General features: G+C 57.5%; 20 protein-coding genes and 1 tRNA gene. 13 read left to right on the top strand and 8 right to left on the bottom strand.

Going from position 1 to position 19,075, the window contains the following annotated elements; all coding sequences use genetic code 11:
- The first annotated feature begins 11 nt into the window (after positions 1 to 11).
- From MHX61_RS03485 to MHX61_RS03470, 4 genes are all read left to right on the top strand, one after another.
- Positions 12 to 88 (top strand) — tRNA-Leu (locus MHX61_RS03485).
- A gap of 210 nt (positions 89 to 298) precedes the next feature.
- Positions 299 to 1,048, top strand: a complete 750-nt coding sequence (locus tag MHX61_RS03480; RefSeq protein WP_255717538.1) for a Bax inhibitor-1/YccA family protein — start codon at positions 299 to 301, stop codon at positions 1,046 to 1,048.
- A gap of 363 nt (positions 1,049 to 1,411) precedes the next feature.
- Complete coding sequence (locus MHX61_RS03475; RefSeq protein ID WP_239192645.1) at positions 1,412 to 2,119, top strand: DUF3558 family protein; 708 nt, start codon at positions 1,412 to 1,414, stop codon at positions 2,117 to 2,119.
- 19 nt (positions 2,120 to 2,138) lie between these two features.
- Positions 2,139 to 3,998, top strand: coding sequence for a hypothetical protein (locus MHX61_RS03470; RefSeq protein ID WP_239192643.1), 1,860 nt, complete (start codon positions 2,139 to 2,141; stop codon positions 3,996 to 3,998).
- Between the two features lie 44 nt (positions 3,999 to 4,042).
- On the opposite strand, the gene MHX61_RS03465 is transcribed toward MHX61_RS03470, so the two are convergent.
- The 3 genes from MHX61_RS03465 to MHX61_RS03455 form a co-directional block, all read right to left on the bottom strand.
- Complete coding sequence (locus MHX61_RS03465; RefSeq protein ID WP_239192640.1) at positions 4,043 to 4,321, bottom strand: thiamine biosynthesis protein X; 279 nt, start codon at positions 4,319 to 4,321, stop codon at positions 4,043 to 4,045.
- Positions 4,322 to 4,362: 41 nt separating this feature from the next.
- Positions 4,363 to 4,884 carry a transcription elongation factor GreA gene (gene greA, locus MHX61_RS03460; protein ID WP_005323614.1) on the bottom strand — a complete coding sequence of 174 codons (522 nt, stop codon included), beginning with the start codon at positions 4,882 to 4,884 and terminating at the stop codon, positions 4,363 to 4,365.
- Positions 4,885 to 5,004: 120 nt separating this feature from the next.
- Entirely contained in the window at positions 5,005 to 5,475 is a 471-nt protein-coding gene (locus tag MHX61_RS03455; protein ID WP_239192637.1) for a DUF4307 domain-containing protein, read from the bottom strand.
- Positions 5,476 to 5,570: 95 nt separating this feature from the next.
- Here MHX61_RS03455 and mca point away from each other — a divergent pair, with 95 nt between their 5' ends.
- From mca to MHX61_RS03440, 3 genes are read left to right on the top strand one after another with little or no spacing between them, the layout of a single operon-like run.
- Positions 5,571 to 6,461 (top strand): mycothiol conjugate amidase Mca, encoded by an 891-nt coding sequence (mca, locus tag MHX61_RS03450; RefSeq protein WP_239192633.1) that lies wholly within the window; start codon positions 5,571 to 5,573, stop codon positions 6,459 to 6,461.
- Between the two features lie 3 nt (positions 6,462 to 6,464).
- Complete coding sequence (locus MHX61_RS03445) at positions 6,465 to 6,776, top strand: hypothetical protein (protein ID WP_204609642.1); 312 nt, start codon at positions 6,465 to 6,467, stop codon at positions 6,774 to 6,776.
- Positions 6,777 to 6,788: 12 nt separating this feature from the next.
- Positions 6,789 to 7,565, top strand: a complete 777-nt coding sequence (locus MHX61_RS03440; protein WP_150850761.1) for an isoprenyl transferase — start codon at positions 6,789 to 6,791, stop codon at positions 7,563 to 7,565.
- Between the two features lie 3 nt (positions 7,566 to 7,568).
- Here the strand turns inward: MHX61_RS03440 and coaA are convergent, their stop codons facing one another.
- Entirely contained in the window at positions 7,569 to 8,495 is a 927-nt protein-coding gene (gene coaA / locus MHX61_RS03435) for a type I pantothenate kinase (protein WP_204609640.1), read from the bottom strand.
- Between the two features lie 118 nt (positions 8,496 to 8,613).
- On the opposite strand from coaA, the gene glyA reads away from it, so the two are divergent.
- Entirely contained in the window at positions 8,614 to 9,897 is a 1,284-nt protein-coding gene (gene glyA / locus MHX61_RS03430; protein ID WP_239192629.1) for a serine hydroxymethyltransferase, read from the top strand.
- Here glyA and MHX61_RS03425 read toward each other — a convergent pair.
- Positions 9,894 to 10,223 carry a DUF5997 family protein gene (locus MHX61_RS03425; protein WP_023021891.1) on the bottom strand — a complete coding sequence of 110 codons (330 nt, stop codon included), beginning with the start codon at positions 10,221 to 10,223 and terminating at the stop codon, positions 9,894 to 9,896. The genes glyA and MHX61_RS03425 overlap by 4 nt on opposite strands.
- 71 nt (positions 10,224 to 10,294) lie before the next feature.
- Here MHX61_RS03425 and MHX61_RS03420 point away from each other — a divergent pair, with 71 nt between their 5' ends.
- The 5 genes from MHX61_RS03420 to MHX61_RS03400 all read left to right on the top strand — a co-directional run bounded on the left by MHX61_RS03420 (position 10,295) and on the right by MHX61_RS03400 (position 15,131).
- Entirely contained in the window at positions 10,295 to 10,969 is a 675-nt protein-coding gene (locus MHX61_RS03420; RefSeq protein ID WP_204609636.1) for a LysR family transcriptional regulator substrate-binding protein, read from the top strand.
- 146 nt (positions 10,970 to 11,115) lie between these two features.
- Complete coding sequence (locus tag MHX61_RS03415; protein ID WP_239192626.1) at positions 11,116 to 11,757, top strand: LGFP repeat-containing protein; 642 nt, start codon at positions 11,116 to 11,118, stop codon at positions 11,755 to 11,757.
- Between the two features lie 184 nt (positions 11,758 to 11,941).
- Positions 11,942 to 13,306 carry a PhoH family protein gene (locus MHX61_RS03410; protein WP_239192623.1) on the top strand — a complete coding sequence of 455 codons (1,365 nt, stop codon included), beginning with the start codon at positions 11,942 to 11,944 and terminating at the stop codon, positions 13,304 to 13,306.
- 77 nt (positions 13,307 to 13,383) lie between these two features.
- A complete protein-coding gene (locus MHX61_RS03405; RefSeq protein WP_049378460.1) occupies positions 13,384 to 13,953 on the top strand; it encodes a GNAT family N-acetyltransferase in 570 nt (189 codons plus the stop codon).
- 65 nt (positions 13,954 to 14,018) lie between these two features.
- The gene (locus tag MHX61_RS03400; protein WP_239192620.1) at positions 14,019 to 15,131 is read left to right on the top strand and encodes a hypothetical protein; all 1,113 of its coding nucleotides are present in this window, start codon (positions 14,019 to 14,021) and stop codon (positions 15,129 to 15,131) included.
- Between the two features lie 170 nt (positions 15,132 to 15,301).
- On the opposite strand, the gene MHX61_RS03395 is transcribed toward MHX61_RS03400, so the two are convergent.
- The 3 genes from MHX61_RS03395 to MHX61_RS03385 form a co-directional block, all read right to left on the bottom strand.
- Positions 15,302 to 16,870 carry an MDR family MFS transporter gene (locus MHX61_RS03395; RefSeq protein ID WP_239192617.1) on the bottom strand — a complete coding sequence of 523 codons (1,569 nt, stop codon included), beginning with the start codon at positions 16,868 to 16,870 and terminating at the stop codon, positions 15,302 to 15,304.
- Positions 16,864 to 17,487, bottom strand: coding sequence for a TetR/AcrR family transcriptional regulator (locus MHX61_RS03390; protein WP_239192614.1), 624 nt, complete (start codon positions 17,485 to 17,487; stop codon positions 16,864 to 16,866). Before MHX61_RS03390 ends, MHX61_RS03395 begins: the two co-directional genes overlap by 7 nt.
- Before the next feature lie 174 nt (positions 17,488 to 17,661).
- Complete coding sequence (locus MHX61_RS03385; protein ID WP_239192611.1) at positions 17,662 to 19,062, bottom strand: class II fumarate hydratase; 1,401 nt, start codon at positions 19,060 to 19,062, stop codon at positions 17,662 to 17,664.
- Positions 19,063 to 19,075: the final 13 nt, after the last annotated feature.

Genomic DNA, 19,075 nt, shown 5'->3' with positions numbered 1-19,075 from the left:
TCCTTGCCCTTGCCCCCATAGCCCAATCGGCAGAGGCAGTCGACTTAAAATCGATTCAGTGTGGGTTCGAGTCCCACTGGGGGCACCATGTGAAGTCTCGAGACATCGTTCTGGAAGGTGTCTCGAGACTTTTCTCGTCAACAGGTCTCCACAGACTTTATGCGGAAGTTACCCACAAAACTTCTAGCTAAATGGAAAGATTGTGGAACTTTATGGGGTGGTGTCTCGTTGAATGGGGTGAGATAGCTAATTTGCACCTCTCTTAGAAAGGACAACCGTGCGTTCAAGCAATCCGGTAATGAGTTCTCTGACCGAAAATAGTAGCCGCCAAAATTCTGGTTACGCGGACGTATCTACCCGTCCCATGACTGTGGATGACGTAGTGACCAAGACGGGCATTACCCTCGGCGTTATCATCGTCGCCGCAGCCATCAACTTCGCCCTGGGAATGCTAGTTAGCCCAGGTATCGCCATGGCTTTGACTCTGGTCGGTGGTATCGGTGGCTTCATTACCGTGCTCGTTGCCTCTTTTGGCAAGAAGTGGGGGTCTGCTGCAGTCACCCTGATTTATGCCGTATTTGAAGGCCTATTTGTCGGTGGCTTCTCCTTGATGTTCGCCAACGTCAACTTCCAGGGCGAGGGCGGCATGGCCATCATTGGCCAAGCGATTGTCGGCACGATTGGTGTATTCATTGGCATGCTGATTGTGTACAAGACTGGCGCAGTGAAGGTGACTCCGAAGTTCACCAAGATCCTTTTCGGCTTGATTGCTGGCGTTGCTGTCATGGCTCTTGTTAACTTCTTGGGCGCGATCTTCTTTGACTTCAACCCACTGCGTGATGGTGGCCCGATTGCCATCATCTTCTCGCTCGTCTGCATCGTTCTCGGTGCTCTGTCCTTCCTGACTGACTTTGATCAGGCTGACCGCATGATCCGCGCCGGTGCTCCCGCTAAGAACGCGTGGGGCGTGGCTCTCGGCCTCGCAGTTACCTTGGTCTGGCTCTACACTGAGATCCTCCGTCTGCTGAGCTATTTCCAGCGAGACTAATTGACTCTTTTGTATTGGCCCGCACTTCGGTGCGGGCCTTTTTGTTGCCGAGAATCGCTTACAAACGTGTAATTTCTGGGGTAGTACTGGGGGATAAAGTGCGGGTTTAACCTTCATTTGGTCTACAAAACCACTCCCAGAACTGATACAGCTAATGAGCAGGAAACTTCGCCTTTTAGGCGTGATGGGTGTGACATATGGGACAAATAATTTTGTTAAATTGCCGTTAACCTTTGCGGTTGCGTAGAAAATTCTTGGAGTCTCATGCATGCTGTGTACCGGAACGGGAAATACGAAGTGAAAAGTTCTCTGTTTCACTCTTCCTGTTCCTCTCGTCAGGAAGTGAGTGCGCGAAGGATTGTTGTGAAGCGTCAGGTCACCGTAGCAACGTTGATGGTCAGCACCGTTATGCTGAGTAGCTGCGTTGCGGATATCGGCACGAGGAGCGCGTCAGAGGAGACCACCAAGGTGGACGAGGCTGGCGGCATTAGTTCGACCGACGGTGCAGGGGGAACCAACGGGGACGCGGGGGATGATGTGCACGACAATCAGGGGGAAACGGCACACACCAATGGCGGGGAGAATGCGGGCGGCGCCGGCCAACCGGGGGAGGCCGGCGCCACGGGGTCGGAAGACACTTCCGGCGTCCTACCGCCACTGGGGGAATTCGATCCGGCTCAGCCAGGGTTCCAAGTATTCGATCCTTGTACAGAGATTTCGGAAGACCAACTGCAAGATCTTGGACTGGAGCGTTATGGTGACCCAGACATTATAGAGGCAGGTCAAAAGGGGTGTAGCTACAAAAGTGTTTCCGAAGAGACAGTTCTTTCTATTAGTTCCACATTCAAGCCATTTGAGAGTTCAAATGTTAGGCCAGACTTGGTGGTCAATTCCACCGACAGCGAATTGTCAGGAGTTCTAATTCAGAGAGGGGAAATTTTCCCAGAAATGGCTTGCACCGTAACGATTTCAACTGTGCGAGGCGTGGTAACGGTCTCGGCGAATAGCTTTGGTGACACCAAAAGTAGTGCCTGCGAAAAGGCAAGTAGATTGACCAAAGACCTAATCTAAATGATTATCGGGGGATTAAATGAAAATTAACGTTGCTAATGTAGGAAGAAATATAAACCAAATTGAACGCATGAATCATAACATTGCCGGGAATAATATGGCTGCCGTAAGTCCGCTTACGGGTAGCTTCTCTCCGGTGACTGGCATCGATCATGTTGGTGCAATTCATGAGCGAGTTTTGAGTTCGGATCCAGGATCAGCTCGAAACTCCATTTCGAGCTTTGTAAAACAGCTGGAGTGGCTTTCTGATTCTTTGGGGCGGGAGGCTCGAGGGTTTCAGGCGCAGGAGGACGCGAATAGTCGGGGAATGGAGATCGCGGATGCGGGTGGGGATATCGGCATTGAGTCGATGCCGATTATGAACCAGCCGGAGCCGGGGTACAGCCCATTTGGGTTTTCCATGCCGGTGGTGAATGTCGGTACGGACATTGTGAAGCTGGCTACAGACCTAATGTCGACGCAGATTTGGAATGTGTCGGAGGCGAATGCGCGGTGGACCTCGTTGGCGTCGGAAGTCGACGATATCGTTAGCGGGTTGCAGGAAGCAGCCGGGTCTTTGGAAGGCGAGAACGACAGCGAAGCCACGTCGAGGGCGGCGGCCAAGATTAGGGAAGTGGCGGCGTCGGGAAGCCACTTTGTAGCAAATGCCAAGGTCATGGGGGAGAAGCTGACCGGATTCCACGCCAAGCTGATGGGCATGCAGCCCACTGCGATGGCCATGGCGATGGAAGTGATGGCCATTCCAGAACCGGTCGAGCGCGAAATTGCGGAAAAGGCGGCATTGGCCGCGTTGCAGCCTGACCTGCAGCGCTTCGCGGTTGAGGCAATGCCTTACCAGCACGCTTTGATGGAACAATCGCCGGCGTCGGGAGGCGGCGGTGTCGACGCGGGCCTCGCTGGCGTTGACGGTGATGGGCAGCGCTACACCACCGATGCCGTGGTATGGCCAAAGAAGATTGCGGAAGCGATAGCGCGAGGAGATTTGGGGCCGGGGAACTTCGACGTCGTCAATGGCAATGTGGACGGGCTAGAAGCAGTGGGGATGAGCCCACAAGAAATTAATGATTTTCACCAGCAGATGCATAATAGCGGCAGGAACTCGCTGGAAAAGCTGGGCCTGGGAGACCACGTAGCCATCGGCGGAAATGAAGTGTTCACCCAAGGTGCATCCATGCCGGGCGTAACTGCGCCGAACGGGGCGATGGGGCAGGTTCCTAGTGGTACATCGCATCCGGTTGCCGCAGGAGCAAATACAGGCGCGCTTAATAACAGCGGTGCGATGGCGCCGACAGCTACAGCGCAATCCGCCAATACTGGGATGGCGCCGATGATGGCAGCCGGAAGGCCTGCGGATGCGGGCCGCGGCGTACTCGGCGGTCAGTCGCTACGAGGTGGAATTGGATCCGCTGCAGGAAATGTAAGTGGCAGCGCCGATATTGCGCGCGCCGGAAGAGGAGCGCAGTCGGGCCAGCACTTTGGACGCGGAGCCGGAGCGCCCTACGCCGGTGTCAGTTCGAGCATGCGCGCTGACCATAGCAATGCACTCGGCGGCGGTTCGGGCATGCGCGCTGGTCTTGGCAGCGGTGCTGGTGCGGGCATGCGGCCCGGCGTGGGTGGCGGCCTTGTTCCAGGAACAGGTAGCAGCGAAAGCGCGGCGGCAGCGCGCGGTGGCAATGCAGGCCGCTCAACCGGAGGGGCGCGGGCCTATGGTCCAATGATGGGGATGCGCGGAGGTAAAGACAGTGAGAAAAAGCGCGTAAAGTCCGTCACCACGCAGGTGGAACGGGATCCAAATAAGCGCGACCTCTTGGGAGAGCCGCCTGCTGTCGTACCCGGTGTCATCGGGGATTGGGTGCGGGAAGTGGACCCAGAAAAATAGCATGAAAAAGGGCCGAGGGATATCCCTCGGCCTTTCAAGCCTTATTACTGCTGTGGCAGTTCGGTGGCGGTACCGTTCAAGTGCGGCTGTGCTGGCTCTTCTGGAACACCGGACTCGACTACAGGTGCTTCCTCTTCAATAACGGTCTCTGGTGCGGAAGAGCTGGTCTCAGCATCCTTCTGCATCGGGGCCTCACCGGTGAAGGTGGAGGCATTTTCTACCTTGGAATCAGAATCCTGCTGGTTCGGTGGGTGGCAAGCAGCGAGGGAGAGGCCAGCGGTGAAGACCAGGCCAGCGGCGGCGAAACGGGAGAACTTCTTCATGGGGATGTGCTCTTTCTCCAGAGTAGTAAGTGGTTAAAAGTTTAGGACTCGCGTGGAGCAGCGGCCTTAGCAGAATCATACGGCGCTGCGGATTCGATGGTGACCGAAATGGTCTTGCCATTCGGAGCGGTGTACTCGCGGGTCTCGCCCTCTTGTGCGCCAAGGATGGCAGCGCCCAGCGGGGACTGCTCAGAATAGGTTTCTAGGTCCTTGTTATCGGAAGCAGCGGCGCGGGTACCGATGAGGAAGGTCTCCTTATCGTCCTTGTCACCGTTGTAGTAAACGTGAACTACGGAACCGGTGTGGGCGACGCCCTCCTGAACAGCACCGCGCTCGGTGGTGGCATTCGCAAGAACCTCAGAAATCTGCTTGATGCGGGCTTCTTCCTGGTCCTGCATCTCACGTGCGGCGTCGTAACCGGCGTTCTCTTTGAGGTCGCCTTCCTCACGACGCTCGTTGATCTCAGCCGCGACTACTGGGCGGTGGTCGATGAGCTCCTGCAGCTCGGCCTCGAGCTTCGCCTTGGTTTCCGGGGTGATGTACTGCTTTTGCTGCTCAGCCATTCTGCAACCTTCCGTAGATAGGAATTGTGGTCAAAGCCCCTGCTAATCCCTGGGGCTATAAGTAAAAGTGGAACGGGGCATATGCCCAGTTCTAGGCGCTACAAATCCTAGCACACGCGGCTAGCGGCTTTCCGCGTAGTCAGGGTTATCCATATCTAAGTATTCGGGGATATTGCCGGAACAACCATAGGCCCCGCCAGCTACGGCACGAGCGTTGGTCGGCACGTCGACAGCGATGCGCTGGGTTTCGTTTCCGCCCGCGGGAACAGGGAATTCGCGGCGGCCTACTTCGGACTTGGAGTAGTCAAAGGCCTGGACAATGCAATAAGCGTCTTCATCGGTGTGATTGCGGGTGACATCGACCCAAACGCGGGTGGAATCATCGCTCAAAACCTCCTGGGTCACGATGGACACCTGTGCGTTCACGCGTTCTTTCTCCTGGAAATACCGGAAGCCGAAGAAAATGAGCGCGATAAAAATGGCGACAAAGATGAGTACCAGCGCCCTATTAGTCCAGCTACCAGAGTTCTTTTCAGAGGAGCCGCGGGAGCCGTAGCGGGCGGCTGGGCGAGATTTTCCGGCGGAAGTCATAGCTTCCACTCTAGCTGAGGACCACTGTTTTCCAATTATCTACTAGGATAATCATCTGTTCAAAGAACCTAGATTAATAAGGGGATGGATTTTCAGTGAGCGATTTTCGCCTACTAGCTATCCACGCGCACCCAGACGATGAATCATCTAAGGGTGCTGCAACCACCGCGCGCTATGCCGCAGAAGGCAATGAGGTTTTGGTGCTGACTTGTACCGGCGGCGAGCGCGGCGATGTGATTAACCCCGCCATGGATCGCCCGGGAATCAAGGAAAAGATGGGCGAGGTGCGCCGGGAAGAGATGGCTAACGCTGCGCGGGCGCTGGGCGTACAACATCGCTGGCTGGGCTACGTTGATTCCGGATTGCCGGATCCGGTTGAAGGCAAGACTATGGAGGAATTGCTGCCGGAGGGCTGTTTTGCGTTGCTGGGGGATGACACCGTTGCGCAGGAATACGTCCAGGTTATCCGAGAATTTCGTCCACACGTCATTGTTACCTATGACGAAAATGGTGGCTACCCGCACCCAGACCACCTTATGGTGCACCGGGCTTCAATGATCGCGTGGGAGAAGGCGGGCGATGCCGAGTATCACCCAGAGCTGGGTAAGCCGTGGGAGCCGCTGAAGCTCTACTACTCGCACGGCTTCGTCTACCAGCGCATGAAGATGTTCCATGATTTGCTATTAGAAGAGGGGAATACCAGCCCCTATGGGCCGATGCTGGCGCGCTGGGACACCACTTTTGGCGATATCATGGCGCGTGTAACCACCCAGGTGGAATGCGCGGATTACTTCAGCAATCGCGAGGAGGCCTTGCGGGCGCACGCTACGCAGATCGATCCGGCGGGTGCCTTCTTGGCGACGTCGGTGGAGGTACAGCAGCGCCTTTGGCCCACCGAGGAGTTCGAGCTGGCGAAGACTCGCGTTTCTACCTCCCTGCCAGAAAATGACCTCTTCGCCGGCATCGAAGAGAAAGAGGAGGCCTAAGACATGAGCATGTATGGCTCTTTCGTGCTTGCCGCACATGACGTATTTGTACTCGCCCAGGGAACCGAAGGCGCCGAAGGAGGCCCAATGGGCCCTGAATTTGGCAAAGCTTCGCCCATCGGTCTACTGATCTTGGCGCTTATGGGAGTTGCGGTGCTGTTTGCAGGCTGGAATTTCCATCGCCGTTACTCACGCTTTCGTCGTCGCATGATGTTTGCGGAGGATCACGGAATCGATCCGTTCGATGAGGAAGCCGTGGATGAGGCGATGAAGGAAGCCGGCATTTACGATAACCGCAAGAAGTCCATTTTCTAGGCGGATAGACTGATGAGCGTGAGTTCTCTCAAGCAGCTGGCTTACCCAGCTTATGAAGCGCGGCTGGCGCGCCTGATCAAGGGCAAGCCGCAGCCTAAGCACATCGCCATCATGGCCGATGGCAATCGTCGGTGGGCGCGTGAGGCTGGTTTCACCGATATCAGCCATGGTCACCGCCAAGGTGCGAAGAAAATCGGAGAGATGATTTCGTGGTGCCGCGATACCGATATCGAAGTGGTCACCATTTATTTGCTGTCCACGGAGAATCTGAAGCGCAGCGAGCAGGAAGTAGAGCTGCTCTTTGACATCATCTCGGATGTGGTCACGCACCTATCCCATAGCGACGTCGGCTGTCAGGTGCGCTTGGTCGGCCACCTCGATCTACTCCCGGATGATATTCGCCAGCGCATGGTGACGGCGGCAGCGGAAACCAAGGACAATACGGGTGTCATCGTCAATGTGGCGGTGGGCTATGGCGGGCGCCAAGAAATTGTGGACGCCGTGCAGAACTTGGTGCGCGCGGAAGCAGAGAAGGGAACTACCGCAGCTGAGATGGCGGACCGCGTCACCGCAGAATCCATTGGGGAGCACCTGTACACCAAGGGTCTTCCGGACCCAGATTTGGTTATCCGCACCTCTGGTGAACAACGCCTGTCGGGCTTCCTCCTGTGGCAGGCCGCGTACTCCGAAATCTGGTTCACGGATACTTACTGGCCAGCATTCCGCAAGGTGGACTTTCTTCGCGCCTTGCGGGATTACTCCCAACGTTCGCGCCGCTTTGGTAAGTAGGCGCTAGAGCTTGCGCATCCGCACCTGTTCTACCAGGTGATGCGAGCCCTTTTTCAGCACGAGGGAGGCTCGCACACGGGTGGGTAGGATATTTTCCACCAAGTTCGGCAGGTTAATGGACTGCCAAATTTCGCGGGCTTGGGCGCGGGCTTCCTCATCGTTCATGTCTGCGAAGGAAGAGAAGTGGGCGTTGGGCTCGCGGAAAGCGGTGTGGCGCAGAGTAAGGAAGCGGTCGATATACCACTGCTCGATATCGTCGGTGCGGGCATCAACGTAGACCGAGAAATCAAAGAGGTCCGCCACGGTCAACGTGGGGCTCGTTTGTAGCACGTTGAGCCCTTCCAGGATGAGGATGTCGGGCTGGTGAACTTCTTGGTACTCACCGTCCACAATGTCATAGGTGATGTGGGAATAAAGCGGTGCCTTGACAAATGGCTTTCCTGATTTTACGTCCGTGACAAAGCGGAGGAGTGCGCGCCGGTCATAGGATTCCGGAAATCCCTTGCGCTGCATGAGGCCGCGTTCCTTGAGAGTCTTGGTGGGGAAGAGGAAGCCGTCGGTTGTCACGAGCGCCACCTTGGGGTGGGACTCCCAGCGTTGCAGGAGCACCTGGAGGAGGCGGGCGGTGGTGGATTTTCCCACTGCCACGGAGCCGGCCACACCGATGACAAAGGGAACGTGCGTCGGAGGATTGCCTAAGAAGGATTCGGTAGCCGTGGTGAGCTGCTGGCGTGCCATGACCTGCATATGGATGAGGCGAGAGAGGGGAAGGTAGACATCAGCTACCTCGTCTAGGTCGATGCGGTCTCCTAGGCCGCGAAGCTTTTCCACCTCGGTTTCCGTGAGCACCTGAGGCATGGATTTACGCAGTTCACGCCAGGTCTCGCGGTCAAAATCTAGGTAAGGACTCGAATCCAATGTGCGCGCCATGGCTCTATTGTCGCACTTGCATAATCCGTGGGTAAAAGTATGCCCCCTAAGGGTGCATGGCACGATAAGATATGCAGCATCCCATACCGCTTGATTTTGAGAAGGGGACCACACCTTTATGGCTTCTTTTACCTCTGACCTCCGCGACCTCGATCCGGACGTATTCGGCGCAATTCAGGGAGAGATTTCCCGCCAGCGCGAAACCCTGGAAATGATCGCTTCTGAGAACTTTGTGCCTCGCGCCGTGCTCCAGGCACAGGGCTCCGTGCTCACTAACAAGTACGCCGAGGGCTACCCGGGTCGCCGTTACTACGGTGGCTGCGAGCATGTCGACGTCGTGGAGGACCTAGCCCGCAACCGCGCTAAGGAACTCTTTGGTGCGGAATTCGCCAACGTTCAGCCGCACTCCGGTGCGCAGGCGAACGCAGCGGTGCTTTCCACCATCGCTGAGCCGGGCGACAAGATTTTGGGCCTGTCCCTGGCTCACGGCGGCCACCTTACCCACGGCATGAAGTTGAACTTCTCTGGCAAGCTTTATGATGTCGCTGCCTATGAGGTGGATCCAGAGACCATGCGTGTGGACATGGATAAGCTGCGCGAGCAGGCGCTGAAGGAAAAGCCGAAGGTGATTATCGGCGGCTGGTCTGCTTACCCGCGCACCATGGATTTCGCGGCCTTCCGTGAAATCGCTGATGAGGTCGGCGCTTACCTGTGGGTAGATATGGCCCACTTTGCGGGTCTTGTGGCGGCGGGCCTGCACCCGAGCCCAGTGCCTCACGCGGATATCGTGTCCACCACCGTGCACAAGACCCTGGGCGGCCCGCGCTCCGGCATGATTTTGGCCAAGCAGGATTATGCCAAGAAGATCAATTCCAACGTCTTCCCGGGCCAGCAGGGCGGACCGCTGATGCACGTGGTCGCTGCCAAGGCCATTGCTATGAAGATTGCTGCTACCGAGGAATTCAAGGAGCGCCAGGAGCGCACCTTGGAGGGTGCTCGCATTCTGGCAGAGCGCCTTACTGCAGAAGATGCCAAGGCGGCTGGCGTGGACGTGCTGACCGGCGGCACCGATGTGCACTTGGTCTTGGCGGACCTGCGCAATTCCGAATTGGATGGACAGCAGGCAGAGGATCTGCTGCACGAGGTAGGCATTACCGTTAACCGCAATGCCGTGCCGAATGACCCGCGTCCACCGATGGTCACCTCCGGCCTGCGCATTGGTACCTCTGCGCTGGCAACCCGCGGCCTCGACGCCGAGGCCTCCACCGAGGTTGCAGATATTATCGGTACCGCCCTGGTCCAGGGCAAGAATGCCGATGTGGAGGCCCTGCGTGCTCGCGTGGACAAGATTGCCCAGCACTACCCGCTGTATGAGGGCCTCGAGGACTGGAAGCTGGTTTAGTCCTTCACCTCATGGCCACGGGCCTGCGCCATGGTAGCGCGGGCCTGCTGGAGCCATTCCGGCTGCTCTTGGAGGAGCTGATTGATTTCCGCTGTGGTCAGCGGCTTATCCATATCGTTCTTCTTGAGCGCGGTAACAGAGATTCCCAGCTTATGGGCAACCTCGGGGCGGGGATGGGGGCCTTCGCGGCGCAAGGTTTGCAGCCACTCGGGTGGGTTGTGCTGCAGTTCGCGCAGCTCTTCGTGGCTAATGGCACTATTTTGGAACTCGTCCGGCGCGGCGGGCAGGTAGATGCCTAGCTTCTTCGCCGCGGTTTGGGCACGCATGGCGGTGCCGGATGGTTGCTTTTGTTCTTCAGTCACGCTTTTACCGTAGCACTTTCAGTAGACTGTCCTCTATGCTGCGCTTAGCTTTTGCCACCGGTACAGAACCCGGAAAGTGGTTCCGCCGATTCGAGGAAAATACTGCTCATGGTGGCTTGTACACCGTTGATGCGGACGATGCGCTTGCCCCGCTGGTAGCCGGCGAGGTGGACCTAGCTCTTGCGCGCTTGCCGGATGCGCGGGTGGATGACACCTTTCATGTGGTGCGACTTTATAAAGAGGCCCCTGGCATTGCCGTACCCAAAGACTCGGTCTATGCGGAGGTGGGCGAGGAGCTTGCGCTTGCCGACGTCGCCGATGAACACCTCAACTACCGCCTCGCCGATTCCGGGCTTGTCGATGTCCCCGCCGTCCGCGACGCCTTGCAGGTAGTGGCGGCCAATGTGGGTATCGCGATTGCGCCGCGGCCCCTGCTGAAGGTCCTGAGTAAAAAGCAGGTGGTGCCGTTGGGCCTTAAGGACGAGTCCGTGCCGGTGACGGAGATTGCATTGGTGTGGCGCAAGGACGATGACGGGGAAGCAATTCAGGACTTCGTGGGCGTCGCTAAGGGCCGCACGGCCCGTTCCTCCCGCCAAGAGAAGCCGAAACGCAGCGCCAGGGAAAAGGCGAAGGCGAAGCAAGCGCGGAGAAACGTTAACAATTCGTTACAAAAGAAAAAGAAGGCCCCTAAGCAGCGCAAACGTAGGTAGGCCTTTACTGTTTGCTGTCTACTTCCTGTCTGAGCGGGTGGTGCCAGCTGGGAGTCGTCGTTACGGTGGGCTTTGTTCGTCATAAAGGACGATTTAACAATAAATTTAGGATTAACTTACTTTCTCGATGAAAGGATGATGCAGTAATGCAGAAGATGACCCGTCGTATCGCAGGTGGCTTTGCAGCCGCAACCCTGTCCGTAGCTCTCGTAGCATGCTCCGATGCTGAGGATGCAGCTAACGACGCTAAGGATTCCGCCGGCTCCGTAGCGGCAGACGCTACCGACGCTGCTGGCTCCGCTGCTGCTGAGGCTACTTCCAATGATGACGCTGATGACGCGGACGATTCTGAGGATGCAGAAGCATCTGACTCTGAAGATGCCGACGACAAGGATGACGCTGACGACAAGGGCGGCGCTACCAAGTCCATCGCTACCGCTAACGGTGACGTAGATGTTCCGGCTGATTTCGCTTCCGCAATCGAAGAGAAGAAGGCTGAGTGGGGCGACGTAAAGAGCATCGAGCAGGGTGACGATGATGAGTTCCTGGCTAACTTCGATAACGGCAACCTGCTGACCTTCGACGACGATGAGGGCGCTCAGCCTATCGTTGGCAAGATTGCTGAAACCTGGAAGGAGCAGGGTGGCCTGGACTCTGAGGTAGGCCTGCCTAAGGCTGCTGAGGAAAAGGCTGCTCAGGGCAAGGGCTGGACCCAGCAGTTCGACGATGGCGTTATCTCCTGGATCCAGGACGAGAGCGGCAAGTTCACCTCTTCCGTAGAGAAGTAAATAGCTCTTTTAGAGCTTCTCCCTCTGCAGCTTCTGCTGCGGAGGGATTTTTCGTTTTCTTAATGTTCATCTTGCACCCATGTAATTTCAACCTTCGGTGCCTACTTTGGGTGGCAACCCCGGGGATTCGGGGTGATTCGGAAGAAGTCTGATCTACCGCACACTAAGGGAGAACCCTGCCATCATGTCTCGTCCCTCTGTACTTTCTACTCCGCTTGCCACTACCGATAACACCCTCGCTACCAAGACCTATGTAGTGGATACCTCGGTCTTGCTTTCTGACCCTTGGGCCCTGCGCAAATTTGCAGAACACGATGTGGTCCTTCCCGTAGTAGTTATTTCTGAACTGGAAGGAAAACGTCATCACCCGGAGCTTGGCTGGTTCGCCCGCCAAGCTCTTCGCTTTTTGGAGGAGCTGCGCGCTACCTATGAGGCCTTAGACCAGCCGGTTCCCGTCAACGTGGATGGCGGCACCCTGCGCGTGGAATTGAACCATCAAGACCAATCCTTGCTACCTACCGCGTTCCGCGGGCCCGAGGGCGACCACCGCATCTTGGCGTGCGCTCTCAACCTTGCGCACGAAGGGAAGGACACCGTGCTGGTCACGAAGGACGTGCCGCTGCGTGTGAAGGCCGGTGCAGTTGGCGTGCAAGCGGATGAGTATCACGCCCAGGACGTAGTCTTGACCGGCTATACCGGAATGGCGATGGTGCAAACCAGCTCGGATGTCATCGATGCCCTCTATCGTGATGGGGAAGTCATGCTAGACGGCGTCGAAACGGAAAAGGGTACCGCCGTGGAGGACCTGCCGGTGCACTGCGGCTTGACCTTGGCGGCAGGTGCGCAATCCGCGCTGGGTCGCATGAGTGCTGATGGCGTGGTCGAGCTCGTACGTGGTGATATCAATGCCTTTGGCCTTCAGGGACGCTCCGCGGAGCAGCGTATCGCTTTGGATTTGCTGATGGACCCAAACGTGGGAATAGTTTCCATCGGTGGCCGCGCCGGCACCGGCAAGTCGGCACTTGCGCTGTGCGCCGGTTTGGAGGCGGTGCTCGAGCGCGGCGAGCACCGCCGCATTGTGGTCTTCCGCCCGATGTATGCGGTTGGCGGGCAGTCGCTGGGATACCTACCGGGCACTGAATCGGACAAGATGAACCCGTGGGCGCAGGCGGTCTATGACACGTTGGAGGGCTTGGTGTCTGACAACGTCATGGAAGAGGTACACGAGCGTGGCCTTATCGAAGTCTTGCCCCTGACGCATATTCGCGGGCGCTCGCTGCATGATGCTTTTGTCATCGTGGATGAGGCACAGTCCTTGGAGCGAAACGTCTTGCTTACTGTGCTCTCTCGGTTGGGGAAGGGCTCGCGAGTAGTTCTTACTCACGATGTTGCACAGCGCGATAACCTGCGCGTGGGCCGGCACGACGGAGTCCAAGCAGTGATTGAAAAGCTCAAGGGGCACGAGCTTTTTGCGCATATTACGCTGCAGCGTTCCGAGCGCTCTGCCATTGCGGAGCTCGTTACTGACCTGTTGGAAGGCGGCAACTAGGCCAAGTTCGTTCGCGTTTGGCGATCTTTATGTGTACACCGTGGCGAAGCTGGGCATACCCAGTAATAATGTTGTATATGAGCGAGAACGCTAAGCAGACGTCTTCGGACGACAAGAAGAAAGATTTCCGCATCCGCCCCTTTACCGCGGCGGATTACCCGCAGATGCGAGAGATCTATGAACAGGGGCTCAATACTGGGCACGCTACCTATGAGACCCGATCCCTGACCTTTGAGGAATTCAAAGCCGGCAAGATCATGCCTTCGGTGCATGTGGCCGTTGAAGCAGATGATGATTCCAAGGTCCTGGGGTGGGTTTCCGCAGCACCGGTATCTACTCGCACCGTCTTCCACGGAGTGGTGGAGGATTCCATCTACCTAGGTGCCGAGGCACAAGGGCGCGGCATCGGCGGCGCACTTCTGGATCGTCTGATTGAGGTGTGCCAAGACCTACACAAGTGGGCCATCCACTCATGGATTTTTCCCGAAAATGCAGGTTCTGCGGGGCTGCATAAGTCGCGCGGCTTCGTGAAAGTAGGCACCTACTCGCATATGGCGAAGATGACCTACGGCGAGCTTGCAGGCCAGTGGCGCGATACCGACGTATATGAGTTGCTTTTGCCTAAGCCGGAGGAAAAGAAGCGTTAGCTTTTCCCAGCGCACAGGAATAAGGTTAAGAGAGTATCCGTACCCTATCTCTCTAAGGCTTTTAAATGTCTGTGCGTATTCGTGCCCTTGCGTTCTCCACCGTTGCGGCTATGACAGCAGGGGCGCTTTCTGTTCCTGCAGCGGGAGCTGTGTCCTATCCCTCCGCAGGCTCGGTGCCCGTTGCCCAGTTGGATATCACCCAGGTTGATGGTGGTGTGGCCTATGTTTTTGCCACTCCTGAGCTACAGTCCCATATCGAGACGGTGACCCGCCAATTGCATTCGTTGCGCGCCAAGGCCTGGGATGCCAATCTTCCGTTTGATGGTGCTAGGCTTCGCGACGTCGCACCGGACCGCACCGCTTATATCAACGGCATATCCTGGAGCAGGGGATTGGAGCACACTGCAATGCAGCGCGCTGCGGAGGAAAACTTTGACTTTGATCATCGCCGTGGAGACGGGGAGGAGCCGTGGACGGTAAAGTCCGGCGCCTTTTTCGCAGAAAACCTCACCTCTTCACCGATGGAACGCGCCATTTCCAACTGGTCTACTGATGGCGGTTCGAGTAGCGAGTGGAATCAGCTCATCCGCTCCAACGGTTCCTATTCCGGCGGTGCGGGACATATCTACAGCTTGCTTAACCCAGCCAACCACCATTTTGCGCAAGCCCAGGTTGGAAACACGACGGCCGGCCATTATTCCGAGCACGCGGTGTCGGGAGCCCCAGAGCGCCTCGAAGGGCGGCACGCATTTCCCATTGCGGTACCGGAAACCGCTCTGGCAGGCGCGGCTATTCGTTTTAGCGGCGGTACCCATGTGGGCGATTCCGGCAGCATTGGCTTAAGCATTGCGGGATGGGACGGTGCCCGGTTAGGGGTGCCGGGGTCATCGGTAACCTCGTCCGATCCGGACGTTCTTGCGGTGCATCCTGACGGTACTTATGAGGCAATGCAAGAAGGCACGGCTGAGGTACGTATCACTCCATACCTGCTGCGCAACGGGGAAACTCGCCCGGCCGGAGAAGCACTGAACCAGACGGTAGCGGTCACCAAGAAGCCGGCGATAAGCGGCATTGGCGGAGGATCGAGCGCCGGCGCGGCTATCGGTATCATTGCCGCCATCGTTGCCATTTTGGGAATTGGGTCCCAAGTTCTGCGGCAGATGGGTTTCTGGCAATAAAAATACCCCGCCAAGGGCGGGGTGAACCAGCGCTGCGCCGAAGAGCGCATATTGTCTCTCAAGCCGCTAGCGGCATAGCCGCGGGCGGATTGAATGGGGCGGCGTCGGCAAGCGGGGGCTAGGCATGCAGCTTCTCGTTTGTGGACTGAGCCCGTGCCGGTGAGGAGCCGTTAGTCAATCGTTTCCTTCAGTCGCTCCTCGCGCAGTGGCAGGAGGAGGATGAGGGCGACGATAACCAGCGGAACCATCAGGGCGATGACCGGGGTCAGGCCGTCATTATAGGAGTTGAGGATTGCTTCTTCGATCGGCTGAGGGAAGGAGGCAACCAAATCCGGGGTGAGGCTATTGGCGCCGCCATCGGCATCGCCGAATTTCTCTGCATAGGCGGCACCCTCCGGGCCCATCTTCTGGAAAGCCTCTGGCATGCGGGTGGCCATCTCATCCTTCATGTTGTGGATGAACATGGAGCCAACCAGGGAAGCGCCCAGTGCGGAACCAATCTGGCGGAAGAAGTTATTCGCCGCGGTAGCCGTACCCACCTGGGACAGTGGGAAGGAGTTCTGGACGATGAGCACGAGGACCTGGATAACCATGCCCAGACCGATGCCGAAGACCAGGAACTCGCAGCCCAGCTGCTTCAGGGAAGTCTCCACGGAGAGGTGGGACATCCAGAATAGGGCGCCGGCGGTAATCGCCAGGCCGATGATGGGATAGACCTTGTAGTGGCCGGTGCGGGCGATGATGAAGCCCACGCCAGTGGATGTACCGATAAGGCCCACCATCATGGGGATCATCATGAGACCCGCCTTGGTCGGGGTCAGGGTGTGCACCATCTGCAGGTAGGTTGGCATGTAGCCCAGAACACCGAACATTGCCAGGCCAAGTACCACGCCGGAGAGGGTGGTCAGGGCCATGTTGCGGTTCTTGAACAGCCGGACCGGGATGAGCGGTTCCTTGGCGCGCAGTTCCACCAGGACGGTGATGATGGCGCCGATGATGGTGATGGCACCCAAGGTGAGGATCATGGAAGAGCCCCACTCGTACTCGGTGCCGCCCCAGGTGGTCATGAGGATAAGGGAAGCGGTGGTGATGGCGATGAAGGTAGCACCAAGCCAGTCAAAGCGCTTCATATCGGCATCACCCACGCGCAGGTGCAGCACTAGGGTGCACACGATAATGGCGAGGATGCCCAGCGGGATATTCATCCACATGCCCCAGCGCCAGCCGGGGCCGTCGGTGAACCAGCCGCCGAGGACGGGGCCGAGAACCGAGGACAGGCCGAAGACGCCGCCCATGATGCCCATGAACTTGCCGCGCTCACGGGAGGAGGTGACCTCGGCGATGATGGACTGGGAGGAAATCATCATAAAACCTGCGCCAAAGCCCTGCACAGCGCGGGCGATGATCAGCAGCGTCATGGAGTCTGCAAAGCCGCCGAGGGTGGAGCCCACGACAAAGGTGGCGATACCGCCGATATAGAGCCACTTGCGGCCCAGCATGTCACCCAGCTTGCCGGAAATAGGCATGGCGATGGTCATGGTGACAAGGAAGGCGGAGATGACCCAGCTCATGTGGTCGACGCCGCCAAGCTCACCAACGATGGTTGGAAGAGCAGAAGAGAAGATCATTTGGCCCAAAGAGCTCATCAGCATGGTGAGCATCAAAGCCGAGAAGATAAGCCCGAGGTTATCGGCTCGGGATTGGCCCTGCGAGGGGGCTTTAGTAGCCGTATCTACCATCGCATTCCTTTCATAAAATCTGTTATTAGCGTGAGGGAAGTATCGAGTCGCGCGTGGAGGTCCTTGCTGCAATCCGCATCGGGGGATGCCATCGCAAGCCAAAGTGCCTCGCGGACGAGGCCGGCGATGAGCATCGCCTCGGTGCTCGAGGAGCAGCTATCGAGGACGCGAAGCTCCGGTTCTGTGGTGAGGCGTTCTTCAATGAGATCGATAAGCTCAATGGATTTTGCCCGCTTCCGGCTTATTGCCGCCGCGGCCGCATCAGGATCATTAGAGATGCGCTTGCGGCGGTCCCGGATGGTTGGGTTGATGTGGTGGCCTTCCATATGCTGTCTGACCAACTGGAGGACGAGGTCTACCATGCTGGTCGTTGGCTCATTGAGGAAGAACTCCCGCATCTCTTCCGTAAACTCGGTGCTTGGAGCGCCTAAAACGGCGGATTCCTTGGAATCGAAGTAATTGAAGAAGGTGCGCCGAGAAATACCGGCTACTTCGCAGATCCGCTCAATGGTGACCGCGCTGAAGGATTGTTCATCCACCAGTTTTGTGGCGGCATCCTCTATGCGCAGGCGCGTCTCGAGGCGTTTCTGCTCGCGTAGTGATAGTTCTTCTTGCACACCATGCAACTTTACACTCGGTGCAAACTTGCACCAAGTGCAAAAGTGGTGATTTTAGAGGTGCGTTTCCTCTAATGTGTGCTATGCCATAGCGCTTGTCGACGCCCCCTTACCCCCAGACATGCAAAACCCCGCCCGAGTCCTGCCCGGGCGGGGAAGCGGTGCGGCGATTACTTAGAAGTTATCGCGGTCGCGGTTAGTCATGCTCAGCACGTTGAGGCGCTTATCCAGCTCTTCCTCGGTGAGGTTTTCGCCGTCGACGAAACCCAAGTCAATAACGGCCTGGCGGACGGTGATTTTCTCGTGCAGGGCGTGCTTTGCTGCCTTTGCTGCGTTCTCGTAGCCGATGGCAGAGTTGAGCGGGGTCACGATGGAGGTGGAAGACTCCGCAAAGTGCTTCATGCGCTCCTCGTTGGCCTCGATGTGATTAATGCACTTATCGGCAAAGACGCGGGAAGCATTAGCCAGCAGACGAGCGGACTCGAGCACGTTGCGCGCCATCATCGGGATGAACACGTTGAGCTCGAAGTGGCCCTGAGCGCCGCCGAAGGCTACGGCTGCATCGTTGCCTACCACCTGGCCCGCCACCATGGTGACGGCCTCTGGGATAACCGGGTTGACCTTACCCGGCATGATGGAGGAACCCGGCTGCAGGTCCTTTAGGTGAATCTCGGCCAGGCCAGTCAGCGGGCCGGAACCCATCATGCGAAGGTCATTGGCAATCTTATTGAGGGATACAGCAACCGAGCGCATGGCGCCAGAGAATTCCACCAAGCCATCGCGGGCAGCCTGTGCCTCGAAGTGGTTTTCCGCTTCCTTTAGTTCCTTTACACCGGTGAGCTTCTTAAGCTCCTCGGTAACCTTGGCGCCGAAGTCAGCGGAGGTATTCAGGCCGGTACCGGTGGCGGTGCCGCCGATGGCCAGCTCACCCAAGCGTGGCAGGGTGGCCTCAATGCGTTCGATACCCAGCTCGATCTGGCGGGCGTAGCCGCCGAATTCCTGACCCAGGGTAACCGGGGTGGCATCCATCAGGTGGGTGCGGCCGGCCTTGACCACATCAGCGAATTCCTTGGCCTTCTTGGTCAAGGACTCGTGGAGGACCTTCAGGCCCGGGATGAGGTCATTAACGGCAGCTTCCGTAGCAGCCACGTGCGTAGCGGTGGGGAAGGTGTCATTGGAAGACTGGCCCATGTTCACGTGGTCATTCGGGTGAATTTCCACGCCATTGTTATGCGCCAAGGAGGCGATGACCTCGTTGGTGTTCATATTGGACGAGGTACCGGAGCCGGTCTGGAATACGTCGATTGGGAAGGCGTCGTTATGCTTGCCCTCGGCGATTTCAGTGGCGGCAGCAATGATGGCATCGGCCTTATCCGCATCCAGCTTGCCGGAAGCCTTATTTGCCTGAGCGCAGGCTGCCTTGAGCAGGCCAAGGGCGCGAATCTGTGCATTTTCCAGGCCACGGCCGGAAATCGGGAAGTTGTCCACTGCGCGCTGGGTTTGTGCACGCCACAGGGCATCTGCAGGAACCTTAACTTCGCCCATGGTGTCATGTTCAATGCGGTATTCAGTCATGTGAAGATCACCT

The organism is Corynebacterium sp. ACRPF (assembly GCF_022347395.1).
Lineage (GTDB): Bacteria > Actinomycetota > Actinomycetes > Mycobacteriales > Mycobacteriaceae > Corynebacterium > Corynebacterium tuberculostearicum_D.
The sequence above is the reverse complement of the archived record's forward strand: the minus strand, read 5'-3'. Positions and strand labels throughout refer to the sequence as shown.